The 26,066-nt window shown below is 73.3% G+C and carries 23 protein-coding genes, 1 pseudogene and 1 riboswitch; of the genes and pseudogenes, 17 read left to right on the top strand and 7 right to left on the bottom strand.

All coding sequences use genetic code 11. The features are described from left to right. Positions 1–250: 250 nt before the first annotated feature. The 3 genes from ACFT32_RS08080 to ACFT32_RS08090 all read left to right on the top strand — a co-directional run bounded on the left by ACFT32_RS08080 (position 251) and on the right by ACFT32_RS08090 (position 5,938). On the top strand, positions 251–2,740 hold the full coding sequence (locus tag ACFT32_RS08080) for a beta-glucosidase (protein WP_382487109.1): 2,490 nt from the start codon (positions 251–253) through the stop codon (positions 2,738–2,740). A gap of 113 nt (positions 2,741–2,853) precedes the next feature. Continuing rightward, positions 2,854–5,241 (top strand): phosphoketolase, encoded by a 2,388-nt coding sequence (locus ACFT32_RS08085; RefSeq protein ID WP_382487111.1) that lies wholly within the window; start codon positions 2,854–2,856, stop codon positions 5,239–5,241. A gap of 70 nt (positions 5,242–5,311) precedes the next feature. Continuing rightward, complete coding sequence (locus ACFT32_RS08090; RefSeq protein WP_382487113.1) at positions 5,312–5,938, top strand: DedA family protein; 627 nt, start codon at positions 5,312–5,314, stop codon at positions 5,936–5,938. 14 nt (positions 5,939–5,952) lie between these two features. Here the strand turns inward: ACFT32_RS08090 and ACFT32_RS08095 are convergent, their stop codons facing one another. Beyond that, positions 5,953–6,480: a gamma carbonic anhydrase family protein gene (locus ACFT32_RS08095; protein WP_382488813.1), complete on the bottom strand. Its 528-nt coding sequence runs from the start codon at positions 6,478–6,480 to the stop codon at positions 5,953–5,955. A gap of 112 nt (positions 6,481–6,592) precedes the next feature. Here ACFT32_RS08095 and ACFT32_RS08100 point away from each other — a divergent pair, with 112 nt between their 5' ends. Beyond that, positions 6,593–7,390 carry an acyltransferase gene (locus ACFT32_RS08100; protein WP_382487116.1) on the top strand — a complete coding sequence of 266 codons (798 nt, stop codon included), beginning with the start codon at positions 6,593–6,595 and terminating at the stop codon, positions 7,388–7,390. 30 nt (positions 7,391–7,420) lie between these two features. After that, a pseudogene (locus ACFT32_RS08105) lies at positions 7,421–7,561 on the top strand (acyltransferase); the annotation flags it as partial. A 2-nt stretch (positions 7,562–7,563) separates the two neighbouring features. On the opposite strand, the gene ACFT32_RS08110 reads toward ACFT32_RS08105, so the two are convergent. After that, on the bottom strand, positions 7,564–8,421 hold the full coding sequence (locus ACFT32_RS08110; protein ID WP_382487117.1) for an EamA family transporter: 858 nt from the start codon (positions 8,419–8,421) through the stop codon (positions 7,564–7,566). A gap of 97 nt (positions 8,422–8,518) precedes the next feature. Here ACFT32_RS08110 and ACFT32_RS08115 point away from each other — a divergent pair, with 97 nt between their 5' ends. Continuing rightward, positions 8,519–9,091: an XRE family transcriptional regulator gene (locus tag ACFT32_RS08115; RefSeq protein ID WP_382487119.1), complete on the top strand. Its 573-nt coding sequence runs from the start codon at positions 8,519–8,521 to the stop codon at positions 9,089–9,091. A gap of 42 nt (positions 9,092–9,133) precedes the next feature. Then, positions 9,134–9,691, top strand: coding sequence for a YbaK/EbsC family protein (locus ACFT32_RS08120; protein ID WP_382487121.1), 558 nt, complete (start codon positions 9,134–9,136; stop codon positions 9,689–9,691). A gap of 1 nt (position 9,692) precedes the next feature. Here ACFT32_RS08120 and ACFT32_RS08125 read toward each other — a convergent pair whose 3' ends face one another. Continuing rightward, the gene (locus ACFT32_RS08125; RefSeq protein WP_382487123.1) at positions 9,693–10,721 is read right to left on the bottom strand and encodes a cation diffusion facilitator family transporter; all 1,029 of its coding nucleotides are present in this window, start codon (positions 10,719–10,721) and stop codon (positions 9,693–9,695) included. 62 nt (positions 10,722–10,783) lie between these two features. Between ACFT32_RS08125 and ACFT32_RS08130 the strand changes: the two genes are divergently transcribed. Further along, positions 10,784–11,143 (top strand): ArsR/SmtB family transcription factor, encoded by a 360-nt coding sequence (locus ACFT32_RS08130; RefSeq protein WP_382487125.1) that lies wholly within the window; start codon positions 10,784–10,786, stop codon positions 11,141–11,143. A gap of 1 nt (position 11,144) precedes the next feature. Here the strand turns inward: ACFT32_RS08130 and ACFT32_RS08135 are convergent, their stop codons facing one another. Next, a complete protein-coding gene (locus tag ACFT32_RS08135; protein WP_382487127.1) occupies positions 11,145–12,368 on the bottom strand; it encodes a 4-hydroxybenzoate 3-monooxygenase in 1,224 nt (407 codons plus the stop codon). Between the two features lie 36 nt (positions 12,369–12,404). After that, positions 12,405–12,812, bottom strand: coding sequence for a CoA-binding protein (locus tag ACFT32_RS08140; RefSeq protein WP_382487129.1), 408 nt, complete (start codon positions 12,810–12,812; stop codon positions 12,405–12,407). A gap of 86 nt (positions 12,813–12,898) precedes the next feature. Beyond that, a riboswitch (cobalamin riboswitch) is annotated at positions 12,899–13,088 on the top strand. Positions 13,089–13,214: 126 nt separating this feature from the next. Between ACFT32_RS08140 and ACFT32_RS08145 the strand changes: the two genes are divergently transcribed. The 9 genes from ACFT32_RS08145 (at position 13,215) to ACFT32_RS08185 (ending at position 23,641) form a co-directional block, all read left to right on the top strand. Further along, positions 13,215–14,174, top strand: a complete 960-nt coding sequence (locus ACFT32_RS08145) for an ABC transporter substrate-binding protein (RefSeq protein ID WP_382488814.1) — start codon at positions 13,215–13,217, stop codon at positions 14,172–14,174. After that, positions 14,171–15,184, top strand: coding sequence for a FecCD family ABC transporter permease (locus ACFT32_RS08150; RefSeq protein WP_382487130.1), 1,014 nt, complete (start codon positions 14,171–14,173; stop codon positions 15,182–15,184). Before ACFT32_RS08145 ends, ACFT32_RS08150 begins: the two co-directional genes overlap by 4 nt. Further along, positions 15,181–15,993: an ABC transporter ATP-binding protein gene (locus ACFT32_RS08155; RefSeq protein ID WP_382487132.1), complete on the top strand. Its 813-nt coding sequence runs from the start codon at positions 15,181–15,183 to the stop codon at positions 15,991–15,993. Before ACFT32_RS08150 ends, ACFT32_RS08155 begins: the two co-directional genes overlap by 4 nt. A 73-nt stretch (positions 15,994–16,066) precedes the next feature. Continuing rightward, on the top strand, positions 16,067–16,864 hold the full coding sequence (locus ACFT32_RS08160; protein ID WP_382487134.1) for a hypothetical protein: 798 nt from the start codon (positions 16,067–16,069) through the stop codon (positions 16,862–16,864). Continuing rightward, on the top strand, positions 16,861–17,406 hold the full coding sequence (locus tag ACFT32_RS08165) for a SixA phosphatase family protein (protein ID WP_382487135.1): 546 nt from the start codon (positions 16,861–16,863) through the stop codon (positions 17,404–17,406). Before ACFT32_RS08160 ends, ACFT32_RS08165 begins: the two co-directional genes overlap by 4 nt. 48 nt (positions 17,407–17,454) lie before the next feature. Beyond that, positions 17,455–18,081 (top strand): YigZ family protein, encoded by a 627-nt coding sequence (locus ACFT32_RS08170; RefSeq protein WP_382487137.1) that lies wholly within the window; start codon positions 17,455–17,457, stop codon positions 18,079–18,081. Positions 18,082–18,900: 819 nt separating this feature from the next. Next, positions 18,901–20,064, top strand: a complete 1,164-nt coding sequence (locus ACFT32_RS08175) for an exonuclease SbcCD subunit D (RefSeq protein WP_382487139.1) — start codon at positions 18,901–18,903, stop codon at positions 20,062–20,064. Continuing rightward, entirely contained in the window at positions 20,061–23,054 is a 2,994-nt protein-coding gene (locus ACFT32_RS08180) for an AAA family ATPase (RefSeq protein WP_382487141.1), read from the top strand. The genes ACFT32_RS08175 and ACFT32_RS08180 overlap by 4 nt, the downstream gene beginning before the upstream one ends. A gap of 68 nt (positions 23,055–23,122) precedes the next feature. Then, entirely contained in the window at positions 23,123–23,641 is a 519-nt protein-coding gene (locus ACFT32_RS08185) for an immunity 21 family protein (protein ID WP_382487144.1), read from the top strand. 157 nt (positions 23,642–23,798) lie between these two features. Here the strand turns inward: ACFT32_RS08185 and ACFT32_RS08190 are convergent, their stop codons facing one another. Next, positions 23,799–25,490: a DUF885 domain-containing protein gene (locus ACFT32_RS08190; protein ID WP_382487146.1), complete on the bottom strand. Its 1,692-nt coding sequence runs from the start codon at positions 25,488–25,490 to the stop codon at positions 23,799–23,801. 31 nt (positions 25,491–25,521) lie between these two features. After that, entirely contained in the window at positions 25,522–26,013 is a 492-nt protein-coding gene (locus tag ACFT32_RS08195) for an Lrp/AsnC family transcriptional regulator (RefSeq protein ID WP_382487147.1), read from the bottom strand. Between the last annotated feature and the right edge of the window lie 53 nt (positions 26,014–26,066).

A 26,066-nucleotide genomic window follows, 5' to 3' on the forward strand; every position in this document is an offset into this window, starting at 1 on the left:
AACGGTTCGATCACCACCCACGATTCATCAGTCAGCTCATGACGACGCACCACGAACAGACCAACGACGCCGCCACTTTGCGGACACGACCTAGGGCCGGGGCAGCCGGTGGGGTGACCCGGCCCGCTGCCGTGGCAGCCACGGGTCACCCGGCCGGGTGACCCAGGCGTCGGTTCACGGGGGAGAGGTTCACCCGACCTGACCGGGTGTCCGGCGGAAGGCGAAGGCGGGGCCGGCGCATAGTGCGTTCATGACCGACACCGTCTCCCGGTTCCCCCGGCGGTCCGCCCTCCGTCTGCTCGGTGGAGCCGTTGCCGTGGTCGCGGCGGCCACCGGCGGTTTCGCCCCGGCTTCCCGTGCTCACGCGAGGGACGGACGCGGCCGGGGCGCCGGCGCCCGGGTCGAGGGGCTGCTCGCCCGGCTCACCCTCGACGAGAAGATCTCCCTGCTGCACGGCGCCACCGACCCGCACCCGCTCGGCCAGGCGGGCTACGTCCCCGGAGTGGCACGGCTCGGCATCCCGCCGCTGCGTCTCGCCGACGGCCCGGCCGGTGTCCGCGTCACCCGGCACGCCACCGCCCTGCCCGCCCCCGTCCTGCTGGCCTCCGCCTTCGACCCCGACCTGGCCAGGCGCTACGGCCAGGTCATCGGACGGGAGGGCCGCGCCCTCGGCCAGGACGTGCTGCTGTCCCCGATGGTCAACCTCATCCGCACCCCGTACGCCGGCCGCAACTTCGAGACCTTCAGCGAGGACCCGCTGCTCTCCGCCCATCTGGTCGCCGCCGAGATCGCAGGCATCCAGGCCGAGGGGCTCATCGCGACCGTCAAGCACTTCGCGCTCAACAACCAGGAGCGCGACCGCACCTCGGTCGACGTACGCGTCGGCGAACGGACCCTGCACGAGACCGAGCTGCGCGGCTTCGAAGCGGCCGTCGCGGCCGGCACCGGCGCGGTGATGGGCGCGTACAACAAGGTCAACGGCACCTTCGCCTGCGAGAACGAGGAACTGCTCACCGGTGTGCTGCGCGAGCGCTGGGGCTTCACCGGCTGGGTGATGACCGACTGGTCCGCCGCGCACAGCACGCGCGAGGCCCTCATGGCGGGCCTCGACATGGAGATGCCCGACGACACCCACTTCGGCACGCCCCTCGCCTCGGCCGTGCGGGACGGCGGCGTGCCCGAGCGGTACGTCGACCGGACCGTGCGCCGCGTCCTGACCGTCATGGACCGCTTCGGGCTGCTCGGCGGCACCGTCCCGCGACGCCCGGACCGGGACGCGAAGGCCGGCGCGGCCGTCGCGCGCGAGGTCGCCGAGGCGGGCGCCACCCTGCTGCGCAACGCACACGGCACCCTGCCCCTGACCGGCGGCGGGAGCGTGGCGGTGATCGGGCCGACCGGCGCCCGGCCCCTGGTCAGCGGCGGCGGCAGCGCCCATGTCGTGCCCGAGCACGCCGACAGCCCCCTCGACGTCATCCGCTCGCGCGCCGCGCGGGTGACCTACGCGCTCGGCGAGGACGCCTTCGGCAAGCCACTCCCGGCGAGCGCGCTCGGCCCCGCCTTCGACACCGAGGCGCAGCGCGTCGACGCGGGCCGGACCTGGACTTACGACGGCACCCTCACGGTGACCGACGCCGAAGCCGGCGACGACTGGACGTTCGTCCTCCACTACTCGGGCACGCCCCCGCTCCGCCCGAAGGTCCTCCTCGACGGAGAGGAGCTCTTCCCTCTGGTGCCCGGCTGGGACGAGTACTTCATGGGCGGCCTGCTCACCCACGCGGCCGACGGCCTGTCCGTGCGCCGCAGGACCTGGAAGCCCGCCAGGGGACCGCACCGGCTGTCGGTCACCGCACAGGGCGGAGACACCGGCCAGCTGTTCCGGCTGCGCCGCATCACCGCCGCGACCCGCGCCCAGGACGTCGCGGAGGCCGTGCGGGCCGCCCGCGCCGCCCGGGACGTGGTCCTGTTCGCCTACGAGGACGCCATCGAGGGGCAGGACCGTACGACCATCGCCCTCCCCGGCAACCAGGAACGGCTCATCGAGGCCGTGACGGCGGCCAACCCGCGCACCACCGTCGTCCTCAACACCTCGTCCGCCACGTCGATGCCGTGGCTGGAGCGCACCGGCGCCGTGCTCCAGATGTACTACCCGGGCCAGGAGGGCGCGGCCGCCACCGCCGCCGTCCTGTTCGGCGACCGCGATCCCGGCGGCCGCCTCACCCAGAGCTTCCCCGCCGACGACGACCACCACCCCGTCGCCGGGGATCCCCGCCGCTACCCGGGGGTGGACGGCACCGAGCAGTACACGGAGGGCGTCCACGTCGGCCACCGCTGGTACGACGCCGAGGACGTGGCGCCGCTGTTCCCCTTCGGCCACGGACTGTCGTACACGACCTTCGCCTACGAGGACCCGGACGCGCGCTGGACGGCCGGCGGCCTGGACGTCGCCTTCACGGTCCGTAACACCGGCCCGCGCGAGGGCGTGGCCGTGCCGCAGGTGTACGCGGGACCGGCTCCGGACCTCCGGCTCGACCAGCCGGTACGGGTACTGGCCGGGTACCGGCGGCTCTCTCTGCGGGCGGGCGAACAGCGGCGTGTCACCGTACGCGTCGAGCCGCGCACCCTGTCCTCCTGGGACCCGAAGGTCCACGACTGGGTGCTCGGCACCGGCCCGCGCACGCTGTGGATCGGGGCGTCGTCACGGGACACGCGGCTGCGGACGAGCGCACGGGTGGGCGGCTGAAACCCGGCGGGTACCGAGCGGCCCGCGCCGCATGGCCGACAGGCGCCTGGCATCGAACCGGAACAAACTGGTACTCCTCCTGAGGCCGTCGCAGAACCCCCAGGGAGTCACTCATGCCCGAGGCCCCGCGCAAGGACAGCAGGACCGCACCGACCGACGAGGAGCTGCGCCGCCTGGACGCCCACTGGCGGGCCGCCAACTACCTGGCGGCCGGTCAGATCTATCTGCTGGCGAACCCCCTGCTGACCGAGCCGCTGCGGCCCGAGCACATCAAGCCCCGGCTGCTGGGCCACTGGGGGACCTCACCCGGGCTCAACCTCGTCCACACCCACCTCAACCGCGTGATCAAGAACCGCGGTCTTGACGCCCTGTGCGTCTGGGGTCCGGGCCACGGCGGGCCCTCCGTGCTGGCCAACTCCTGGCTGGAGGGCAGCTACAGCGAGAAGTACCCGGACGCGACGCGGGACGCGCCGGGGATGGAGCTGCTGATGAGGCAGTTCTCGTTCCCCGGCGGCGTGCCCAGCCACGTCGCCCCGGAGGTCCCCGGCTCGATTCACGAGGGCGGCGAACTCGGCTACTCCCTCGCCCACGCCTACGGCGCCGCCCTCGACAACCCGGGCCTGCTGGTCGCCTGCGTGATCGGTGACGGTGAGGCGGAGACGGGCCCGCTCGCCGGCTCCTGGCACGCCAACAAGTTCCTCGACCCCGTCCACGACGGTGCCGTCCTGCCGATCCTTCACCTCAACGGCTACAAGATCGCCAACCCGACCGTGCTGTCCCGCCTCCCGGAGGAGGAACTCGACGCGCTCCTGCGCGGCTACGGCCACGAGCCGATCCATGTCGGCGGCGACGACCCGGCCGTCGTCCACCGCGCGACGGCCCATGCCCTGGACACCGCGCTCGACCGCATCGCCGAGGCGCAGCGCGCCGCCCGCGAGGAGGGCGTGACCGAGCGCCCGCGGTGGCCGGTGATCGTGCTGCGCACCCCGAAGGGCTGGACCGGCCCGGCCGAGGTGGACGGCGAGCCGGTCGAAGGGACCTGGCGCTCCCACCAGGTCCCGCTGGCCGGTGTCCGGGACAACCCGGAACACCTGAGGCAGCTGGAGGCCTGGCTGCGCTCGTACCGGCCCGAGGAACTGTTCGACGCCGAGGGCCGCCCGGTCGCCGACGTCCTCGACTGCGTCCCCGAGGGCACCAGGCGGCTCGGCGCCACCCCGTACGCCAACGGCGGACTGCTGCTCCGCGACCTGCCGGTCCCTTCCCTGGACGACTTCGCCGTCCCGGTCGACAAACCGGGCACGACGACGCACGAGCCCACCCGGGTCCTGGGCGACCTCCTCGCCCGGGTCATGCGGGACACCGCCGACCGCCGTGACTTCCGTCTGGTCGGCCCGGACGAGACCGCCTCCAACCGGCTCCAGGCCGTCTTCGAGGCCAGCGGCAAGACCTGGCAGGCCGGGACACTGCCCGTCGACGAGCACCTGGACCGGCACGGCCGGGTGATGGAGATCCTCTCCGAACACCTCTGCCAGGGCTGGCTGGAGGGCTATCTGCTCACCGGCCGGCACGGGCTGTTCTCCTGCTACGAGGCGTTCGTGCACATCGTCGACTCGATGGTCAACCAGCACATCAAATGGCTGCGCACCTCCCGCCGACTGCCCTGGCGCGCCCCCATCGCCTCCCTCAACTACCTGCTGACCTCGCACGTGTGGCGGCAGGACCACAACGGCTTCTCCCACCAGGACCCCGGCTTCGTCGACCACATCCTCAACAAGAGCCCCGAGGTCGTCCGGGTCTACCTCCCGCCGGACGCCAACACCCTGCTGTCCGTCGCGGACCACGCCCTGCGCAGCCGTGACTACGTCAACGTCGTCGTGGCCGGCAAGCAGCCCTGCTTCGACTGGCTGTCGATGGACGAGGCCCGGGTGCACTGCGCCCGCGGCGCCGGCATCTGGGAGTGGGCGGGCACCGAGCACGGCCTCCGGGAACCCGACGTGGTGCTGGCGTGCGCCGGCGACGTCCCCACCCAGGAGGTCCTGGCCGCCGCGCACCTGCTCCGCCGGCACCTGCCCGACCTGGCGGTCCGGGTCGTCAACGTCGTGGACCTGGCCCGGCTGCTGCCGCAGGAGGAGCACCCGCACGGCATGAGCGAGTTCGAGTACGACGGCCTGTTCACCACCGACAAGCCGGTGATCTTCGCCTACCACGGCTACCCGTGGCTGATCCACCGCCTCGCCTACCGCCGCACCGGGCATCAGCACCTGCATGTGCGCGGCTACAAGGAGTCCGGCACCACGACCACGCCCTTCGACATGGTCGTCCGCAACGACCTCGACCGCTACCGCCTGGTGATGGACGTCATCGACCGCGTCCCGGGCCTCGCGGTGCGCGCCACGGCCGTACGCCAGCGGATGGCCGACGCCCGCACCCGCCACCACGACTGGATCCGCGAGCACGGCACCGACCTGCCCGAAGTCGCCGAGTGGACGTGGAACGCCTGAGCCGCGGAGCACGTCCTGCAACCCGGTAGGCTTCCCGTGCCCGCAGGGAAGCACAGGGAAGGAACCGGCTTTGCACGTCCAGGAGTGGCTCGAAACCGTACCCGCCGTCGCCGTCTACGCACTGGTGGGAGTGGTCATCGGCCTGGAAAGCCTGGGCATCCCGCTGCCGGGCGAGATCATCCTGGTCTCCTCCGCGCTGCTCGCCTCCCAGCACGGCGACATCGACCCCGTCGTCCTCGGCGCCTGCGCCACGGCCGGCGCGATCATCGGCGACTCGATCGGCTACGCCATCGGCCGCAAGGGCGGCCGCCCCCTGCTGGCCTGGCTGGGCAAGAAGTTCCCCAGGCACTTCAGCGAGGGGCATATCGCCACCGCCGAGCGCTCCTTCGAGAAGTGGGGCATGTGGGCCGTCTTCTTCGGCCGCTTCGTCGCCCTCCTCCGTATCTTCGCGGGCCCCCTCGCCGGCGTGCTCCGCATGCCCTACTGGAAGTTCCTCATCGCCAACGTCCTCGGCGGCATCGTCTGGGCCGGCGGTACGACGGCGGTCATCTACTACGTCGGCATCGTCGCCGAGTCCTGGCTGAAGCGCTTCTCGTGGCTGGGCCTGGTGGCGGCGGTCCTCGTCGGTGTCACGTCCATGCTGGTGATCAAGCGCAAGGCGAAGAAGGCCCAGCCCGTAGCGGCTGCCGCGGAGTAGGACGCCCTTCCCTCCTACGCGTGCACCTCACGGTGCGCCTTCGCCAGCTCGGCGTACATCGTGCCGTTGAGGGTGACCCCCTGCCGCTCTTCCTCGCTCAGCTCCCGCCGGACCTTCGCGGGAACGCCCGCCACCAGTGACCCGGGCGGCACGACCATCCCCTGCGGCACCAGCGCCTGCGCGGCGACCAGGGAACCGGCCCCGATCACGGCCCCGTTCAGCACGGTCGCCCCCATGCCGATCAGACAGTCGTCCTCGACGGTCGCCCCGTGCACCACGGCGTTGTGACCGATGGACACCCGCTCACCCACCGTCACGGGAAACCCCGGGTCGGCGTGGAGCGTGCAGTTGTCCTGCACGTTGCTGCTGGCGCCGACCGAGATCGACTCGACGTCACCGCGCAGCACCGCCCCGTACCAGACACTCGCCCCCGTACCCAGCGTCACGCCCCCGATCACCGAAGCCGTCGGCGCCACGAACGCCTCCGGATCGACCTGCGGCTCCCTGCCGCCGATCCCCGTGATCATCGCCCGCTGCGCCATGTCCGCCTCCAGAAACGTCGTAGACAACGCGCAAACCGTACGACACCCGGTGGGGCGAAGATCACAGGCCTCCGACGCCGCGCGTGGAGCTACCGCTGAGTACCGTGACCTCGTGCCGAAGCGCAAGAACACGTTCTCATCCTGGCGGCGGGGCCTCGCGCAGCGCGCCGTCCACGCGGGCTGGGCCTGGGCGCAGCGCACGGGCTCCGTCACGGCCGAGCACCCCGGGCGCTACCGCTTCGGCGCGATGGGAACCGGTACCAGACTCGCCTTCCCGCTCGGCACCGTCTTCGGCGAACCCTGGATCCACCTCGGCGCCCACTGCATCATCGGCGAGCAGGTCACCCTCACGGCGGGCCTGATGCCCGACCTCGATCTCGGCCCCGACCCGATCCTGCGCCTCGGCGACGGCGTCGTCCTGGGCCGCGGCAGCCATGTCATCGCGGACACGACGGTCACCATCGGCAGCGACTGCTACTTCGGTCCGTACGTCTACGTCACGTCCACGAACCACTCCTACGACGATCCGCACGAGCCCATCGGCAGGCAGTGGCCGCGGATGGAGCCGGTGGAGATCGGGCCCGGCTGCTGGATCGGCACCGGCGCGGTGATCCTGCCGGGTGCCCGGATCGGGCGGAACGTGGTGGTGGCCGCGGGCGCGGTCGTCCGGGGCACGGTGCCCGACCACTCCGTGGTGGCGGGCGCGCCGGCCCGTGTCGTACGGCGCTGGACCCCCGCCGACGGCTGGCAGCCGCCGCTGCGCACCCCGCCTCCGGTGCCGATACCGGAGGGCGTCACCCCTGAGCAGTTGCGCGCGCTGTCGGACCTGGACGAGGAGACGGCGGCCCGGCTGGCTGAGCTGGAGGAGGAGGCGGCGGCCGGCCTCGCGGAGCTGGAACCGGGGTCCTGACCTCAGCCCGATGCCAGGAGGGCCGCCCCACCAGGGCCGGTGCCGATACCGGAGGGCGTCACGCCCGAGCAGTTGCGCGCGCTGTCGGACCTGGACGAGGAGACGGCGGCCCGGCTGGCTGAGCTGGAGGAGGAGGCGCCCGGCCTCGCGGAGCTGGAACCGGGGTCCTGACCTCAGCCCGATGCCAGGAGGACCGTCCCCACCAGGGCAAGGCCCGCGCCCGCGGCCTGCACCGCCCGCAACCGTTCCCGGAGAAGCCCCCGCGCGGCCACGGCCGTCACCACCGGGTAGAGGGAGGCGAGCACGGCCGCGACGGTGACCGGGCCGTGCTGTGCGGCGATCGAGTAGGTGCCGTTCGCGGCGACGTCCGCGAGGCCCACGAAGGCGAGCGCGGGCAGGGAGCGCCAGGGGAAGCCGTCCGCCGGGAGGGCCGGCGATCCGCGCCGCACCGACACCAGCAGCGCGAGTCCGCCGGCGGTCACGTTCGTCACCCGCTGCACGAACAGCGCGAGGAAGAGCCCCGTGAGCGTGGTCGACGCCTCGGCGATCAGGGCCATCACCGCGCCGAAGCCGAACGCGGCGAGGAGGGTCAGGGCGATGGCCTGGCGCTGCACGGGGGCGCCGCGGAACTGGGGGCCGCCGGCCAGGCAGATACCGGCGACGGCGACCAGGATGCCGACGAACTGCAGCAGGCCGGGGCGCTCGCCCAGCACCAGGCCGACGCCGACCGGCACGGCCACGCCGATCGAACCCAGCGGTGAGACCACGCCCATCGGGCCCAGTGCGAGTGCCTTGTAGAAGGCGAGCATCGCCACCGGCCCGACGAGTCCGGCCGCCACGGCGAACCACAGCTGCGGCCCCGCCTCGCTCCAGCCGTCGGTCGCCACCACGACCGCGCCGAGCACGACCACCGCGATCGACTGCGAGACCACGACCACCGTCAGCGCGGGTGTGCGCCGGGTCAGCAGTCCGCCGCCGAAGTCGGCCAGTCCCCACAGCAGGCTGGTGGCCAGGGCGAAGAGCGCTGTCATGGTGCGGAAGCCTCGCAGTACAGTTCAGTGAACGATCAGGTCAACCACACGATAGTGCAATCGGCTGCACTGTGTCATACAAAATATTGGACGGAATGTGTCGGACCTCGAGCTGCTGACCCAGTCCCTGGCGCGCAGCGTCAAGCACTGGCGCGCGGTGCGCGGCTTCACCCTGGACGTGCTCGCCGCCCGGGCGGGCGTCAGTCGCGGCATGCTCATCCAGATCGAGCAGGCCCGCACCAACCCCAGCCTCGGCACCGTCGTCAAGATCGGCGACGCGCTCGGCATCAGCATCACGACCCTGCTCGACTACGAGAAGGGCCCGAACGTCCACATCGTCCCCGCCGAGCAGACCGTACGGCTGTGGCACACCGAGGCCGGCAGCTACAACCGGTTGCTCGCGGGCACCGAGGCGCCCGGCCCGCTGGAGATGTGGGACTGGCTGCTCATGCCGGGCGAGAGCAGCCCCTCGGACCCGCACCCCGCCGGCACGACCGAACTGCTGCACGTCACGGCCGGGGAGCTGACGCTCACCGCCGACGGTGTCGAGTACCGCGTCCCCGCGGGCTCGAGCGTCCACTTCGAGGCCAACGTCCCGCACACGTACGGCAACACCGGCGACGTGCCGATGCAGATGATCATGGCCGTCTCGGTGCCGCCCGTCTCCTGAGACGCCCGGCCGGAGGCGGTCCGCTGTTGTTAGCGTGCGGTCATGCGCGCACCCATCGGACACTTCGACGACGCCCGTCCGGCCCCGGCCTGCCTGGACGAACTCACCGGCCCGGTCGCCGGCGCCGTACGCCACTGGCCGGGCAGTGTCCCCGCCGACCAGATCCTTTACGTCGACACCGACCCGCAGTGGGCCGACACCGCCGTCTTCGTGGAGCACTACGGACGGGACCTGCTGGAGCGGTCCGCGAACTGCGTGGTCGTGGCGGGCAAGCGCGCCGGCGAGAGCACGCTCGCCGCGTGCGTCGTACTGTCCACCACCCGGGTCGATGTGAACGGCGTCGTACGCCGTCAACTGGGCGCCCGCAAGGCCTCGTTCGCCAGCATGGACACGGCGACCGGCGAGACCGGCATGGAGTACGGCGGCATCACCCCGCTCGGACTGCCGGACGGCTGGCCCGTGCTGGTGGACGCGGCCGTCGTCGACCTGCCGTACGTGCTGGTCGGCAGCGGCCGGCGGCGCGGCAAGCTGCTGGTCCCGGGCAAGGCGTTCGCGGAACTGCCGGGGGCCGTGGTGCTGGAGGGGCTCGGGATCGCCTGAGCTACGCCGGTGTGTGGTGGGCCAGTGCGAGATGCGGGTCGGCCTCGCCCGGGACCGGTGCCGGGTCGGCGTGGACCAGGGCGGCGGTGAGACGGGGCACGGCGTGCAGCAGCGCGTGCTCGGCGTCGACGGCGATGCGGTGGGCCTCGCGGACCGTCACGGCGCCGTCCACCACGACCGCGACCTCGGCGCGCAGCCGGTGCCCGATCCAGCGCAGCCGCAGTTCGCCCACCGCCCGCACCCCGGGGACCTCGGTCAGGGCGGCTTCGGCCCGGTCCACCAGGGCCGGGTCGACCGCGTCCATCACCCGCCGGAACACCTCCCGCGCCGCGTCCCGCAGCACCAGTGCGATCGCCGCCGTGATCGCCAACCCCACGATCGGGTCCGCCAGTTGCCAGCCCAGGGCAGAGCCGCCGGCGCCCAGCAGCACGGCCAGTGAGGTGAAGCCGTCGGTACGGGCGTGCAGTCCGTCGGCGACCAGCGCGGCCGAGCCGATCGCGCGGCCGACGCGGATGCGGTAGCGGGCCACCCACTCGTTGCCCGCGAACCCGACGAGGGCCGCCACGGCGACCGCCGGAACGTGCTGGACCGGGCGCGGGTCGAGAAGGCGGTCGATCGCGGTCCATCCCGCGAAGGCCGCGGACGCGGCGATCGTCAGCACGATCACCAGCCCCGCCAGATCCTCGGCCCGCCCGTAGCCATAGGTGAAGCGGCGCGTGGCCGCGCGCCGGCCCAGCACGAAGGCGATCCCGAGCGGTACGGCGGTCAGCGCGTCCGCGGTGTTGTGCACGGTGTCCCCGAGCAGCGCCACCGAGCCGGAGACGGCCACCACGAGCGCCTGGGCCAGGGCCGTCACACCGAGCACCGCGAGCGAGACCCAGAGCGCCCGCATCCCCCGGGCCGAGGACTCCAGGGCGGAGTCGACCTTGTCGGCCGTCTCGTGGGAGTGGGGGGTGAGGAGGTGGGACAGCCGGTGGCGCAGGCCGTGCCGGTGGTGGTGAGGGTGGGAGTGCTCGTGCCGGTCGCTCACGTGGGTCCCCTTCCGGTGCGAGGGAGTGGACGTGCACACGTCCACAGGGCCATTATGTGCGTATGAGCGCACGCATGCACCTGTCACCTGCGCACGATGCGCATCCGCGCAGCCCCGGCGAGGAACAGTTCGCGCTCGCCGCCGAACTCCTCGCCCTCCTGGGGGACCGGACCCGGCTCGCCCTGCTGCACGCGCTGACCAGGGGAGAAGCCGACGTCACGACCCTCACGGAGGCGTGCGGGGCGGCCCGGCCCGCCGTCAGCCAGCATCTGGCGCGGTTGCGTCTCGCGGGCCTGGTGGGCACCCGAAAAGAAGGCCGCCGCGTGATCTACTCACTCCGCGACGGCCATCTGCGCCGGCTCGTGGACGAGGCACTGAACGTGGCCGACCACCGTCTCAGCGACCGCCCCCCGCACGACTGAGTCAGTACCGCGCGGCCGTCCCCAGATACTGCTCGGCGAAGGCCGCGGCCGCCGCGGGCGAGGTGAACAGGCGGCGCAGCCGGGCGAGCGTGGTGCCTGCGCGGAACGGGTCGCCCGCCGCCGTGCCGTGGTACACCTCGGACAGCCACTGCGAGAACTCCTGGTAGTCCCACACGCGCCGCAGGCACGCCTGCGCATAGCCGGCCAGACCGCTGTCGTCACCCGTGGTCAGGCGCGCCACCAGGGCGTCGCCGAGCAGGAAGGCGTCGTGCAGGGCGAGGTTCATGCCCTTGGCGGCGATGGGGGCGACCAGATGCGCCGCGTCGCCCGCGAGGTGGAGCCGGCCGTGCACCATCGGCTCGACCACGTAGTCGTGCATGTCCAGCACGCGTTTCTCGATCAGCCGCCCCTCCGTCAGCGGCGGCACACCGGCCGCTCCGAGCCGCTGCCGCAGCTCCGCCCAGACGCGCTCGTGCGGCCAGTTCTCCGGGGCGTCGCCCGGCGGGCACTGGAGGTAGTAGCGGGTCACCTCCGGGCTGCGGGGCATCTGGCCCGCGAAGCCGTTCTCGTGACAGCCGAACAGCACGCAGTCGGCGGACGGCGGCGCCTCGGCGAGCAGTGCCAGCCAGCCGATGCCGTAGTCGTGCCGTGCGACCCGGACCCGCTCCGGCGGCAGCGCGGCCCGCGTCACTCCGCGCGCCCCGTCACAGCCGGCCACGAAGTCGCAGTGCACGACCCGCCGTTCACCCGTCTCCGGGCAGGTGTACGACACGGACGGGCTGTCGGTGTCGAGGTCGTGCAGCTCCACGTCCCCGACCCCGAAGCGGATCTCCCCGCCCCGCACGTCGGCGTACTCGCGCACCAGGTCCGTCACCAGCAACGGCTGCGGGTAGACGAAGTGGTGACTGCCCGTCATCTCGCCGTAGTGGAACCGGTACCGCTCCCCGTCGAAGCGGAACTCGCACGCGGTGTGCAGCTCCGCGCAGTCCAGCAGGTTCCGGGCGAGGCCCCGCTTCTCCAGGCCGCGGACGGCCCACTCCTCGATGACCCCGGCCCGGGGCCGCTGTTCGATGAACTCCCGGGTCTCGGCCTCCAGCACCAGGCAGTCCACGGCGGCGGCCCGCAGGATGTTGCCGACGGTCAGCCCGGCGGGACCGGCGCCCACGACGACGACCGGGAAACGCCCGGGGGAGCCTGCGTCCGCGGGCGGGGAGGCTTGGGTCATGCGCTCATTATGGAGGGGGCGCGACGGTCGTGCCCCTCACCCGACCCGCGGGATCTCGATCGCCGGGCAGCGGTCCATCACCATCTCCAGGCCCGCGGCCCGGGTGCGGTCGTACGCCGCCGCGTCGACGACGCCGAGCTGGAACCACACCGCCCCGGCGCCCTTCGCGACCGCCTCGTCCGCGACCGCTCCGGCGAGGTCGCTGTTCACGAACACGTCCACGACGTCCACGTCGAAGGGGATGTCCGCCAGACTCGCGTACCCCTGTTCGCCGTGCACGGTCTCCGCCTTGGGGTGCACGGGCACGACGCGCTTGCCGTACCGCTGGAGCACCGCGGCGACGCCGTACGCCGCGCGCTGCCGGTTCGACGACAGGCCCACCACGGCCCAAGTATCGCCGAGCTCGGTGAGGATCCTGCGGACCGTTGCGTCGTCGCCGTACACCGGCGGCCTCCTCGGGAGTCGCGTCGCGGAAGAGCTGCTGTCCGGGGAACGACGCGGGGCGCGCGGTGATTCCCCGAAGCCCACCGTGATAGCTTGCCGAGGCCAGTCGAACCCATGTACGTGGGTCAGGGAATCCGGTGCGAATCCGGAACTGACGCGCAGCGGTGAGGGGGACGGGCGGGGCCGCGGCCACTGTACGGCTGGACGTCGTACGGGAAGGCGCCCCGCACCGGGTGAACCCGAGTCCGAAGACCTGCTGGCGGCCCCCGCGGCCGGCCGGCGGCGGGGGAGCACCGTACGACCGGGCTCCGCGATCGGGCCCTCGACGTCTGAGGACTGGTTTCCTTGCCCCTCGCCCGACCCGCCCGTGCCGCCGTCCTGCTCGCGGCCGGCTCCCTGCTCATGACCGGCTGCGGGGGCTCGAAGGCCCCCACCGCCGGGGCGGCCGCCACCCTCGACAACTGCGGCCAGGAGGTCCGGGTCGACAAGGCGCCCCGGCACGCCGTCTCCCTCAACCAGGGCACCACCGAGATCCTGCTCTCCCTCGGTCTCGCCGACCGGATGGCCGGCACGGCCACCTGGACCGACCCCGTGATGAAGGGGCTGGAGAAGGCCAACGCGAAGGTGCCGCGCATCGCCGAGAACAACCCTTCCTTCGAACGGGTCCTGGACTCCGAGCCCGATTTCGTCGCCGCGTCCTTCGTCTCCACCCTCGGCAAGGGCGGCGTCGCCACCCGCGACCAGTTCGAGAAGCTCGGCGTGCCCACGTACGTCTCCCCGTCCGACTGCGCCGGCAAGGACAACTCGGGCGGCGGCGACGGCAAGCGCGACAAGGCGCTGGGCATCGACGCCGTCTACGGCGAGGTGCGGGACCTCGCGACCGTGTTCGGGGTGAAGGACCGCGGCGACAAGCTCGTGGCCTCCCTCCAGCAGCGGATGGAGAAGGCCACGCGGGGCGTCGACGCCTCCGGCGTCTCCCTGCTGTACTGGTTCGCCAACTCCGAGTCGCCCTACCTGGCCGGCTGCTGCGGAGCGCCCGGCATCATGACCCGCGCCCTCGGCGCGAAGAACGTCTTCGACGACACCCACGAGGAGTGGCCGCAGGTCAACTGGGAGACCGTGGCCGACCGCAACCCCGATGTCCTCGTCATCGGCGACCTGACCCGCGACTCGGAGACCGCGGAGTCGGCGAAGCGGAAGATCGCCTTCCTGGAGTCCGACCCCGTCACCAAGAACATGGACGCGGTCAAGCACAAGCGGTACGTGCTGCTCAGCGGACAGGCCATGAACCCGACCATCCGCACGGTCGAGGGCGTGGAGAAGGTCGCGGCCGGACTGCGTGAGTTCGGGCTCGTGAAGTGACCGTGCGCGGACCGGCGCTCGCCGCCGGAGGCGCCTTGTTGCTGGTGGTCTCCGTGGCCCTGGCGATCACCATCGGACCGGCCGACATCAGGGTCGGGGACGTGTGGTCCGTCGTCGCGTCCCACCTCGGGATCGGCAGCTCCGGACTGACGCCGATCCGGGACGGGATCGTCTGGCAGCTGCGGCTGCCGCGCACCCTGCTCGCGGCCGTGTGCGGGGCGGGACTCGCCGTGTGCGGGGCCGTGATGCAGTCGCTGCTGCGCAACCCGCTCGCCGACCCGTTCGTGCTCGGGGTGTCCTCGGGCGCCTCCACCGGCGCGGTCGTCATCGTCGTGCTGGGCGTGGGCGGCGGTGCCGTCTCGGTGTCCGCGGGCGCGTTCCTCGGCGCCCTGGTCTCCTTCGCGCTGGTCCTGCTGCTCAGCCACACCCTCGGCGACACCACCGACCGGGTCGTCCTCGCGGGCGTCGCCGCCATGCAGCTCTTCTCCGCGCTGACCTCCTTCGTCGTGCTGACCGCCGCCGACGCCGAGACGACCCGGGGCGTGCTGTTCTGGCTCCTGGGCTCGCTCGGCGGGGCCGGCTGGACCGATGTCTGGCTGTGCTTCGCGGCCCTGGCAGTGGCGCTGGTGGTGTGCCTGTCGTACGCCCGTACCCTCGACGCCTTCGCCTTCGGGCAGGACGCGGCGGCCGCGCTCGGGGTGTCCGTGGCCCGCACCCGCCTGGTGCTGCTGTGCGTCACGGCCCTGCTCACGGCCGCGCTGGTCAGCTCGGCCGGGGCCATCGGCTTCGTCGGGCTGGTCCTGCCGCACGCCGCCCGGGCCCTGGCCGGACCCGGGCACGCCCGGCTGCTGCCGGTCACCGCACTCGCCGGCGCGGTGTTCCTGGTGTGGGTCGACACCCTGGCCCGGACGGTCCTGGATCCGCAGGAGGTGCCGGTGGGGGTCGTGACCTCCCTGATCGGGGTGCCGGCGTTCGTGGCGGTGCTCTACCGGACGCGGAGGGTGCGGTGACGGAGACACACGCCGGCGATACGGCAGCGCGGGTGCGGGCCGGGCTCCGGGCGGACCGGGTCAGCCGCCGCGCCGACGGGCGCCTCATCCTGGACGGCATCGTCCTCGCGCCCGAACCCGGCTCCACCGTCGGCGTCCTCGGTCCGAACGGCTCCGGCAAGTCCACGCTGCTGCGGCTGCTCGCCGGGCTGCTCACGCCGACCGCCGGAGTCGTCACCCTCGACGGCACGCCGCTGGGCGACCTGCCCCGCCGTACCGTCGCCCGCCGCCTCGCCATGGTCGAGCAACAGGCGGACACGCAGGTCGAGTTGACCGTGCTGGACGTCGTACGGCTGGGCCGTGTGCCGCACCGCCGGGCCTGGACACCCGCCTCGGCGGACGACGAGCGGGCGATATACGCGGCCCTGGAGCGCACCGGCCTCGCCGCCCGTGCCGGCCAGCCCTGGCACACCCTCTCCGGCGGCGAACGCCAGCGCGTCCAGATCGCCCGCGCGCTCGCGCAGGAACCCCGGGAGCTCCTCCTGGACGAGCCCACCAACCACCTCGACATCCACCACCAGCTGGATCTGCTCGCCCTGGTCACCGGCCTGCCGGTCACCACCGTCGTCGCGCTGCACGACCTCAACCTCGCGGCGATGTACTGCGACCGGGTCGTCGTCCTACGCGAAGGCACGGTCGTGGCGGGCGGTGCTCCGGGGGACGTCCTCACGGAGGAGCTCATCGCGGAGGTCTACGGGGTACGGGCCGCCGTCAGCCGCGAGGGGCCCGAACAGCGGCCTCATGTGCGCTTCCTGGGCACGCTGGCCTGAGGGCCGCCGGCCCTGGTGCCGGGCACGCCATTGGTGGGGTGCTTCCCGCCACGGTGGCCTGAAAACACCGAACATGCCTGCGTATGCCCGCCCACCCGCCTACGCTCGCCTCGTGCTGCGCATCATCGACGCCCGTAGCGGCGAGCCGGTCGACGCCGCCCCGGCCCGCCGGGGCCTGACCCGTGTCGAGGTGCACGCGCCCGGCTTCGACACGACGAGCCTGCGGGTGCTGCTCGTCGCGGACCTGCTCGTCCGGGCCCTGGAACTCGGCGGCACCCCGGTGTGGGCGCTGCTGACCGGGGGACGACGACAGGCCGAGCTGCGGGCGGAGGCCACCGCCCTCGGCATCCGGCCGTTCGAGGACAGTCCCGACGTGAGCGCCGGGCTGGGCGAGGCCCAGGTCATCCATGTAGCGGTCGAGGGCGGCACGGCGACTGACGGTGTGCGGATCGCTGTCGCCCCCGCGCACATCGACGGGGCCCCCGCGCATCCCGAGAACCCGGGCACACCGGACGACACCGGCACCGGCATCGACCCCGGTGTCCTGCGTCTCGCCCTCCTCGCCCGGCACCACAGCGCCCCCGCCCGGCTGGACGCGGCCGCGTTCGACGAGGCCCGGGGCACCCTCGCCCGGTGGCGCGGTGCTGTCGCGCGGTGGGCCCGGCGGCCCTCGCGGCCGGTCCCCGACGAGGTGCGCGGGCGGTTGCGCGACGCCTGGGAGGATGACCTGGACGTGCCCGGGGTACTGGATGTCCTGCACCATGTCGAGACCGAGCCGGGGCTGCCCGACGGCGCGCGCTTCGAGACGTACGCGTACGCCGACCGGCTCCTCGGCCTCGACCTCACCCGCGACCTGGGATCCCCGTCATGATCGAGCGCGCCGGAGCCGGCCCACTGCGCCGTCTGGTCGTCCTGCGGCACACCAAGTCCGCCTGGCCCTTGGACGTCGCCGACCACGAACGCCCCCTCGCCCCGCGCGGCCGCCGGGACGCCCCCGCGGCCGGGCGCGCCCTGGCCGAGGCCGACTGTCTGCCGGACCTCGCGCTGTGCTCCACCGCCGTACGCGCGCGCCGGACCTGGGACCTGGCCGCCGGCCAGTGGGGCACGCCCCCGCCGGTCCGCCACGACCGGCGGCTGTACGCCGCCGGCCCCTCCGGTCTGCTCGCCGTCGTGCACGAGGTGCCCGCCGAGGTCGAGACGCTGCTGCTGATCGGGCACAACCCCGAACTGGAGGAACTGGTCCTGGCGCTCGCCGCCGACGGCCTCGACGACACCCTGGAGCGGGTCCGTACGAAGTTCCCCACCTCGGCGATCGCCGTCCTGTCCTGGCGTGGCACGGCCTGGCGGTCCCTCACTCCCGGCACCGCGCTGCTCACGTCCGTGATCGTGCCCCGGGGCCGGAAGGAGAAGTAGCCGCGGACCGGTCCTGGCCGCTCCCGGGCGCCCGCATAGGCTGGCCGGATGCAGGACGAATACCGCACGGTCGCCCGCGCGGGCGTGCACGAGACCGAGGTCAACCGCTCCCGCTTCCTGTGCGCCCTCGCCCCGGCGGCCACCGAGCAGGAGGCTCAGGAATTCATCGCCGCCGTCCGTAAGGAGCACGCCGCCGCCAGCCACAACTGCTGGGCCTACGTCATCGGCGCCGACGCCTCGGTCCAGAAGGCGAGCGACGACGGCGAACCCGGCGGCACCGCCGGCGTCCCCATGCTCCAGATGCTGCTCCGCCGCGACATGCGGTACGTCGTCGCCGTCGTCACCCGCTACTACGGCGGCGTCAAGCTCGGCGCCGGCGGCCTCATCCGGGCGTACGGCGGAGCGGTCGGCGAGGCCCTGGACACCCTCGGCTCGCGCACCCGCCGCAGGTTCCGCCTGGCCACCGTCACCGTCGACCACCAGCGGGCGGGCAAACTGGAGAACGACCTGCGCACCACCGGCCGCGAGGTACGGGACGTGCGCTACGGCGAGGCGGTCACGATCGAACTCGCCCTCCCGGACGCCGAGGTGGACGCCTTCCGGGCGTGGCTCGCCGACACCACCGCCGGGACGGCCGGGTTCGAACCGGGCGGGGAGGCGTACGGCGACGCCTGACGCGCGGTCGGCCGCCGGCCCGGCGGCCGAGCACGACGGCCCGCGGAGCACCGCCGGGGCCGTCGCGTACACGGACGCGCTCCGCCGCCCCGGCCGGACCGGCGAAGGGACGGAGCGGTGAACGCCGGGCCGCCTGCCGCGGGCGGAGGCTACCGGTCCGGAGGACCCGGGGCGGCCTACCCCCTGTATGCCGCCCGGACCGTCCGTGTCGTCCACGCCGTTGGCCGCCGAGACGGAGGGGTTGTTCAGGATCCAGGCGACCGGGCCACCCGCTTCGAGCAGTACCGCGCGGACCGCTACCAGGAGGCCCTCGCGGAGGTCGAGCACCTGCCCGGCGACTCCCCGTCGGAGCGCCGCATGCGTGAGATCAGCCACCTGCACCTCACCCGCCGGCTGCCCGCGCTGCTCGACCGCAAGGACCGGCTCAGCAGCTCTACGAGAAGGACCCCCGGGCCCGGACCCATGCGCTGCTCGCCGACCGCTCCTCTCCCGCCTTCGACATCGTCGACGCCGGCGAACTCGGCCGCATGCTCGAGCTCCCCCAGGGCCACTACGACACACAGTTGCGCCGCAACGGGCCGGAGACCGCCCTGTGCCTCGACTGATGGATGCGCGAGTACGACATCGCGCCGGAATGACGGCTCTACAGACAGATGCAGACATGTCCGGTGAATCACCGCCGAAGGCGGGGGCGGACCGAGGTTCGTGGTGGATCAGGTGCCCGCACGCGTTAGCGTGGTGGGTCTGACAGCGAGCCGTGCCGGTTCGCGCTGGTTGTGGAGTGGTGGCAGGGAGAGACATGCGGGTCGGAGCGGCGTCTTGAGACTGCTGCACACATCCGACTGGCACCTCGGCCGGTCGTTCCACCGGGTGAACATGCTCGGCGCCCAGGCCGAGTTCATCGGCCACCTCGTCGCGACCGTACGGGAGCGGTCCGTGGACGCGGTGGTCGTGTCGGGGGACGTCTACGACCGGGCGGTTCCGCCGCTCGCCGCGGTCGAGCTGTTCGACGACGCCCTGCACAGGCTGGCCGACCTCGGCGTGCCGACCGTGATGATCTCCGGGAACCACGACTCGGCCCGCCGTCTGGGCGTCGGCGCGGGCCTGATCGGGCGGGCCGGCATCCATCTGCGGACCGAGCCGTCGGCGGCCGGCACCCCGGTGGTGCTGGCCGACGCCCACGGCGACGTCGCCTTCTACGGGCTCCCGTATCTCGAACCGGCCCTGGTGAAGGACGAGTTCGGCGTGGAGAAGGCCGGGCACGAGGCCGTGCTCGCCGCCGCCATGGACCGGGTCCGCGCCGACCTCGCCACCCGTGCGCCCGGCACCCGCTCCGTCGTCCTCGCGCACGCCTTCGTCACCGGCGGCGAGCCCAGCGACAGCGAGCGGGACATCACCGTCGGCGGCGTGGCGGCGGTGCCCGCGGGGGTGTTCGACGGCGTCGACTACGTGGCGCTCGGGCATCTGCACGGCTGCCAGACCCTCACCGAGAACGTCCGCTACTCCGGCTCCCCGCTGCCCTACTCCTTCTCCGAGGCCGGGCACCGCAAGAGCATGTGGGTCGTCGACCTGGACGCCGACGGGTCGGTCGGCGCCGAGCGCGTCGACTGCCCCGTGCCCCGGCCCCTGGCCAGGATCCGGGGCACGCTGGAGGACCTGCTCGCCGACCCGGGGCAGGCTCGGCACGAGGAGTCGTGGGTCGAGGCGACGCTCACCGACCAGGTCCGCCCGGCCGACCCGATGGCCCGGCTCACCGAGCGCTTCCCGCACACGCTCAGCCTCGTCTTCGACCCCGACCGCACCGAGGACGACCCCGACGTGTCGTACGCCCGGCGCCTGGCCGGCCGCGGCGACCAGCAGATCGCGGAGGACTTCGTCGCCCATGTGCGCGGCGCCGGACCCGACGCGCACGAACAGGGCGTGCTGCGGGACGCGTTCGACGCGGTCCGCGCCGACGAGACCGTGCGGGAGGTGGCCCGGTGAGGCTCCACCGGCTGACGGTCACCGCCTTCGGCCCCTTCGGAGACACCCAGACCGTCGACTTCGACGAGCTGTCGACGGCCGGGCTGTTCCTGCTGCACGGACCGACCGGTGCCGGCAAGACGTCCGTCCTCGACGCCGTGTGCTACGCCCTGTACGGCTCGGTGCCGGGCGCCCGGCAGGGCGGCGGCCAGGGCGCGACCCTGCGCAGCGACCACGCCGCACCCGCGACCCGCACCGAGGTCACCCTCGAACTCACCGTCGCCGGACGCCGGTTGGAGGTCACCCGCCAGCCGCCCTGGGAGCGCCCCAAGAAGCGCGGGACCGGCACGACACTCGACAAGGCCCAGACCTGGCTCCGCGAGTACGACGCGACGGCCGCGGCCTGGAAGGACCTCAGCCGCTCCCACCAGGAGATCGGTGAGGAGGTCACGCAGCTGCTCGGTATGAGCCGGGAGCAGTTCTGCCAGGTCGTGCTGTTGCCGCAGGGCGACTTCGCCCGGTTCCTGCGCGCCGACGCCGAGGCCCGGGGCAAGCTGCTCGGCCGCCTCTTCGACACCCGTCGCTTCGCCGACGTCGAGAAGCGTCTCGCCGAGCGGCGCCGGGCCACCGAGGCCCAGGTGCGGGACGGGGACGCCGACCTGCTGGCCGACGCCCACCGTATGCAGCAGGCCGCGGGCGACGCCATGGAGCTGCCGGACCTGGATCCCGGCGAACCCGGGCTGGCCGAGGCCGTGCTGGGCGCCGCCGCCGTCGCCCGCAGCACCGCCCGGGAACAGCTCACCGTCGCCGAGTGCACGCTCTACGCCGCCGAGTCCGCGCACGCGGCCACCGGCCGCGCCCTGGACGACGTACGCGAACTCGCCCGGCTCCAACGGCGGTTCGCCGAGGCGCGGGAGCGGGCGGCGCGCCTGGAGGAGGGGGCCGAGGCCTACCGGGAGGCGCAGGCGCGCATGGAGCGCTCCCGCAAGGCCGAGAAGGTCGCGCCCGCCCTGGACCTGCGGGAGTCCGCCGACGCCGAACACCGGCGGGCCGCCGACGCGGAGGCACGCGCGCGAGCCCTGCTGCCCGAGACCTTCGCCGACGCCGGCGCGGCCGGACTCGCGACCGCCGCACGCCGGTCCGCCGAGGAACTGGGCGGACTGGACTCGGCCCGCCGCGCCGAGCGCCGGCTGACCGAACTCCGCGACGAACGCGCCGGCCTGGACCGCCAGGAGCGTGCCGACGCGGAGATCCTGCGGGAGGCGGAGGACTGGCTCGACGGCTGGGAGGAGGCCCGCGCCGGGCTCCAGACCCGGGTGGATTCCGCGCAGCAGGCCGCCTCCCTCGCCGAACAGCTCGCCGTACGGCGTGAACCCGCGCGGCAGCGCCTGAAGGCGGCCCGGCTGCGCGACCAGCTCGCCAAGGACACCGACCGGTCCGCCGACCGGGTCCGCGACGTGCGAGAGCAGGCGCTGCGGGCCAAGCAGCACTGGCTCGATCTCAAGGAACAGCGCCTGACCGGCATCGCCGCCGAACTGGCCGCGCACCTAAGCGACGGCGAGCCCTGCGCCGTCTGCGGTGCCACCGAACACCCCGCCCCCGCCCGCAAGGTCGCCGGGCACGTCGACCGCGAGGCCGAGGAACACGCCCTGGCCGCCTACCAGCGCGCCGACGAACGGCGCACGGCGGACGAACGGCGGCTGGGTGACGTACGGGAGGCGCTGGCGGCGGCCACCGCCGAGGCCGGTGACACACCCACCGGGCAACTCGCCGATGAGGCCGAGGAGCTGGAGGAGCAGTACGAGCAGGCCCGCCGTGCCGCCGCCGAGCTGCACTCCGCGCGGGAACGGCTGCGGCAGGCCGGGCACGAGCAGGAACGGCGCGTCGCCGCCCGGCAGGAGGCCGCCGTACGGACCGCGGCCCGGGTCGGACACCGGGAGCGGCTGGACCGGGAACGGGCAGGCCTGGAGGAGGAACTGGACCGGGCGCGGGGCGCCCTGGACAGCGTCGCCGCCCGAGCCGCGCAGCTGGAGCGGCGGACCGCGCTGCTCACGGACGCCGCCGACACCGCCCGCGCCGCCGAGGACACCGCCCAGCGGCTCAAGGACGCCGACGCCAGGCTCGCCGACGCCGCCTTCCGCGCCGGCTTCGAGACCCCGCAGGCCGCGGCCGACGCCCTCCTCGACGACGCCGCCCACCGCGAGCTGCAACGGCGGCTGGACGCCTGGCAGACCGAGGAGGCCGCCGCCCGGGCCGTCCTCGCCGAGGCCGACACCGCGGCCGCCGCCCGGCAGCTGCCCGCCGACCTGGAGAGCGCGGAGCGGGCCGCTTCCGCCGCGGACCGGCGGACCCGCGACGCCGCCTCCGCCCATGACGCCGCCGCCCGGCGCTGCACCGAACTCGACCGGCTGTCCGCCCGGGCGACCGCCTCGGTGCACCGGCTGGCGCCGCTGCGGGAGGAGTACGACCGGGTCGCCCGCATGGCCGGCCTCACCGCGGGCACCTCGGCCGACAACGAACGCCGGATGCGCCTGGAGTCGTACGTCCTCGCGGCCCGGCTGGAACAGGTCGCCGCCGCCGCGACCGTACGGCTGCGGCGCATGTCGTCCGGCCGCTACACCCTCGTCCACTCCGACGACCGCACCGGGCGCGGGCGCAGCGGACTGGGACTGCATGTCGTCGACGCGTGGACCGGCCGCGAGCGGGACACGGCGACGCTGTCGGGCGGCGAGACGTTCTTCGCGTCCCTCGCCCTCGCCCTCGGCCTCGCGGACGTCGTCACGGACGAGGCGGGCGGTGTGCGGCTGGACACCCTCTTCATCGACGAGGGCTTCGGCAGCCTCGACGACCAGACCCTCGACGAGGTCCTCGACGTCCTCGACTCCCTGCGCGAACGCGACCGCAGCGTCGGCATCGTCAGCCATGTGCCCGATCTGCGACGGCGGATCCACGCGCAGCTGGAGGTCGTCAAGGGCCGGTCCGGATCGGTGCTGAGGCAGCGCGGGACTTAGGAGGGACTTGTGGGGAGGCCCTAACCCCCGGCCCGGTGGCGCGAGTTGGCATTGTAGGTTCTTGACTCATGGTGCGATACGCGGAGCCGGGCACGGTGGAGTGGGTGGAGTCGGGCGGCGGACCGCTGATTGCGGTGCCCGAGACGGTTCTGCCGTTCTGGGCGGGTGCCGACGGCGAGGAGACGGCGTCGGACTACGACCGGGCCTGTGAGGTGGACGGACACGTCGGGCTGCTGCCGGTCGGCGACTGCACGGCCCTGGTGCTGGGCGACGAGCCCGCCTCGACCGCGTATCTGCCCGACCAGGGCGTCTTCGTGCGGTGGTGTGCGGGCGATTCCGAGGGTGAGCTGCTGGCGAGTGTTCGGGGCGCTGTCGCGACGGCGCAGTGGGGGCCGGAGGTCAGCTGGCAGGTGCCTGGGCCGGTGCTTCTGTTTGACGCGGCCTGGCCCGGGGGCGAGGCCGCGGGGAGTGACCGGGTGCGGGTGGCTCTGGAGCCGGGGAGGTATGCGGTTCGGGCGGCTCGGGTGCAGCCGGGGCCCGAGGTGTGGCTGGGGCTGGTGCAGCTTCGGTTGTCGGCACCGAGGTAGCAGGGGGTTGTTGGCTGTTGGCGTGAGCGGGTTGTCTGTGGCTGGTCGCGCAGTTCCCCGCGCCCCTGAGGCCGGTATCGCCGGCGTCGTTCGTACGGCCCGGCCCGCCTCATCCGCGCCGGCCATGGATGAGGCGGACTTTCGGCGCCGGCCGCGTCTACAGCTGGGACAACTCGTCCACCAGGTCGTCCAGGCCCAGTGAGCCCTGGGAGAGGGCCGCCATGTGCCACGCCTTCGGGTCGAAGGCGTCGCCGTGCCGGGCGCGGGCGTTCTCGCGGCCCAGCAGCCAGGCCCGCTCGCCGAGCTTGTAGCCGATGGCCTGGCCCGGCATGGACAGATAACGGGTCAGCTCGCTCTCCACGAAGTCCGCGGGGCGGCTGCTGTGCGAGCCGAAGAACTCCTGCGCCAGCTCGGGCGTCCAGCGCTCCCCGGGGTGGAAGGGGGAGGCGTCCGGGATGGTCAGCTCCAGGTGCATGCCGATGTCGATGATGACGCGCACGGCCCGCATCATCTGCGCGTCCAGATAGCCCAGCCGGCGCTCCGCGTCCGTCAGGAAGCCCAGCTCGTCCATCAGCCGCTCCGCGTACAGCGCCCAGCCCTCGGCGTTGGCGCTCACCATGCCGACACCGGCCTGGTAGCGGGAGAGGTCCTGCGCCACGTGCTTCCACTGGGCCAGCTGGAGGTGGTGGCCGGGCACCCCCTCGTGGTACCAGGTCGACACCAGGTCGTAGACCGGGAAACGCGTCTTGCCCATGGTCGGCAGCCAGGTGCAGCCCGGTCGCGAGAAGTCGTCCGACGGCTCGGTGTAGTACGGGGCCGCGGCGCTGCCCGGAGGGGCGATGCGCGACTCCACCCGGCGCACCCGCTCGGCCAGGTCGAAGTGGGTGCCGTCGAGTGAGTCGATCGCCTCGTCCATCAGGGACTGGAGCCACTGCCGCACCTCGTCGACGCCCTCGATGTGCGTGCCGTGCTCGTCCAGGTGCGCCAGCGCCACCCACGGCGTGGCCGCGCCCGGCAGGATCTTCTCGGCCTCGGTCCTCATCTCGCCGAGGAGGCGGTGGTACTCGGACCAGCCGTACGCGTACGCCTCGTCCAGGTCGAGGTCCGTGCCGTTGAAGTAGCGCACCCAGCGCGCGTACCGCTCCCGGCCCACGACGTCCGGCGCGCCCTCGATCGCCGGTGCGTACACGTCCCGCATCCAGTCGCGCAGCCGCAGGACGGCCTCGGTGGCCGAGCGGGCGGCGGTGTCCAGCTCGGACCGCAGCGACTCGGGGCCCGCGGCCGCGAACTGCTCGAACCAGCCCTGTCCCTCGCCGTCCGCGTCGGCCCACTCGCCGAGCTGCTCCACGAACGTGGCCGTGGCGCGGGGCCCGCCGTGCAGCTTCCGCTCCAGGCCGAGTGCCAGGGACTCCCGGTACCCCTCCAGCGCGGCCGGGACCGCGCGCAGCCGCTCCGCGATCGCCGTCCAGTCCTCCTCCGTCTGCGCCGGCGTCACGGTGAACACCTGCCGCACCGCATGGGCGACAGAACTCAGGTTGCTGACGGAACGCAGGCTCTCCTCGGCGTCGTGCACGGCGAGTTCGGCGTTGAGCCGCTCGCGCAGCAGCCGTCCGCAGCGGCGTTCGATCTCACTGTCCGCGCCGGGCAGCCGCTCGGCCTCGTCCAGCCGGGCCAGTGTCCGGCGCGCCAGCTCCGCGGACGCCTCCTGGCCCGCGGGCGAGGTGTCGGGCAGCCTGCTCGAACTCTCCTTCACGCCGAGGAACGTGCCGGTGATCGGGTCGAGGGCGACGAGCTCGTCGACGTAGGCGTCGGCGACCTCACGGGGCAGCGGGCTCTTGATCTCAGACATGCGGCCATCCTCGTACGACGACAAGCGCACGTCATCCGGATTGAGCCGAGGGCGAAGGCGGCAGCAGCGGCCCGCACTCCCACTGCTGGAAGATCAGCCGGGTCTCCACACGCGCCACCTCCCGCCGCGAGGTGAACTCGTCCAGCACGAGCCGCTGGAGGTCGGTCATATCGGCGACCGCGACATGGACGAGATAGTCGTCCGGTCCGGTCAGGTGGAAGACGGTCCGTGACTCCGGCAGTGCCCTGATCCGCTCCACGAACGGCCCCACCAGTTCCCGCCGGTGCGGCCTGACCTGCACCGACAGCAGGGCCTCCAGGCCTCGCCCCAGCTTGGCCGGATCGAGCTCCAGCCGGTGCCCGAGGATCACGCCCGAGCGGCGCAGCCGGGTCACCCGGTCCAGACACGTCGACGGCGCCACCCCGACCTGCGTGGCGAGATCCCGGTACGTCGCCCGGGCGTCGTTCTGCAACAGCCGCAGAAGGAGGAGATCCACCGGGTCCAGTACGACAGATTCGGCCATCGGCCGAACGTAACACGGCATTCTCCCGCACAGAACCGGTCAGTGTTCACTCT

Origin of the sequence: Streptomyces sp. NPDC057002, assembly GCF_042673825.1 — a bacterium.
Classification (GTDB): Bacteria; Actinomycetota; Actinomycetes; order Streptomycetales; family Streptomycetaceae; genus Streptomyces.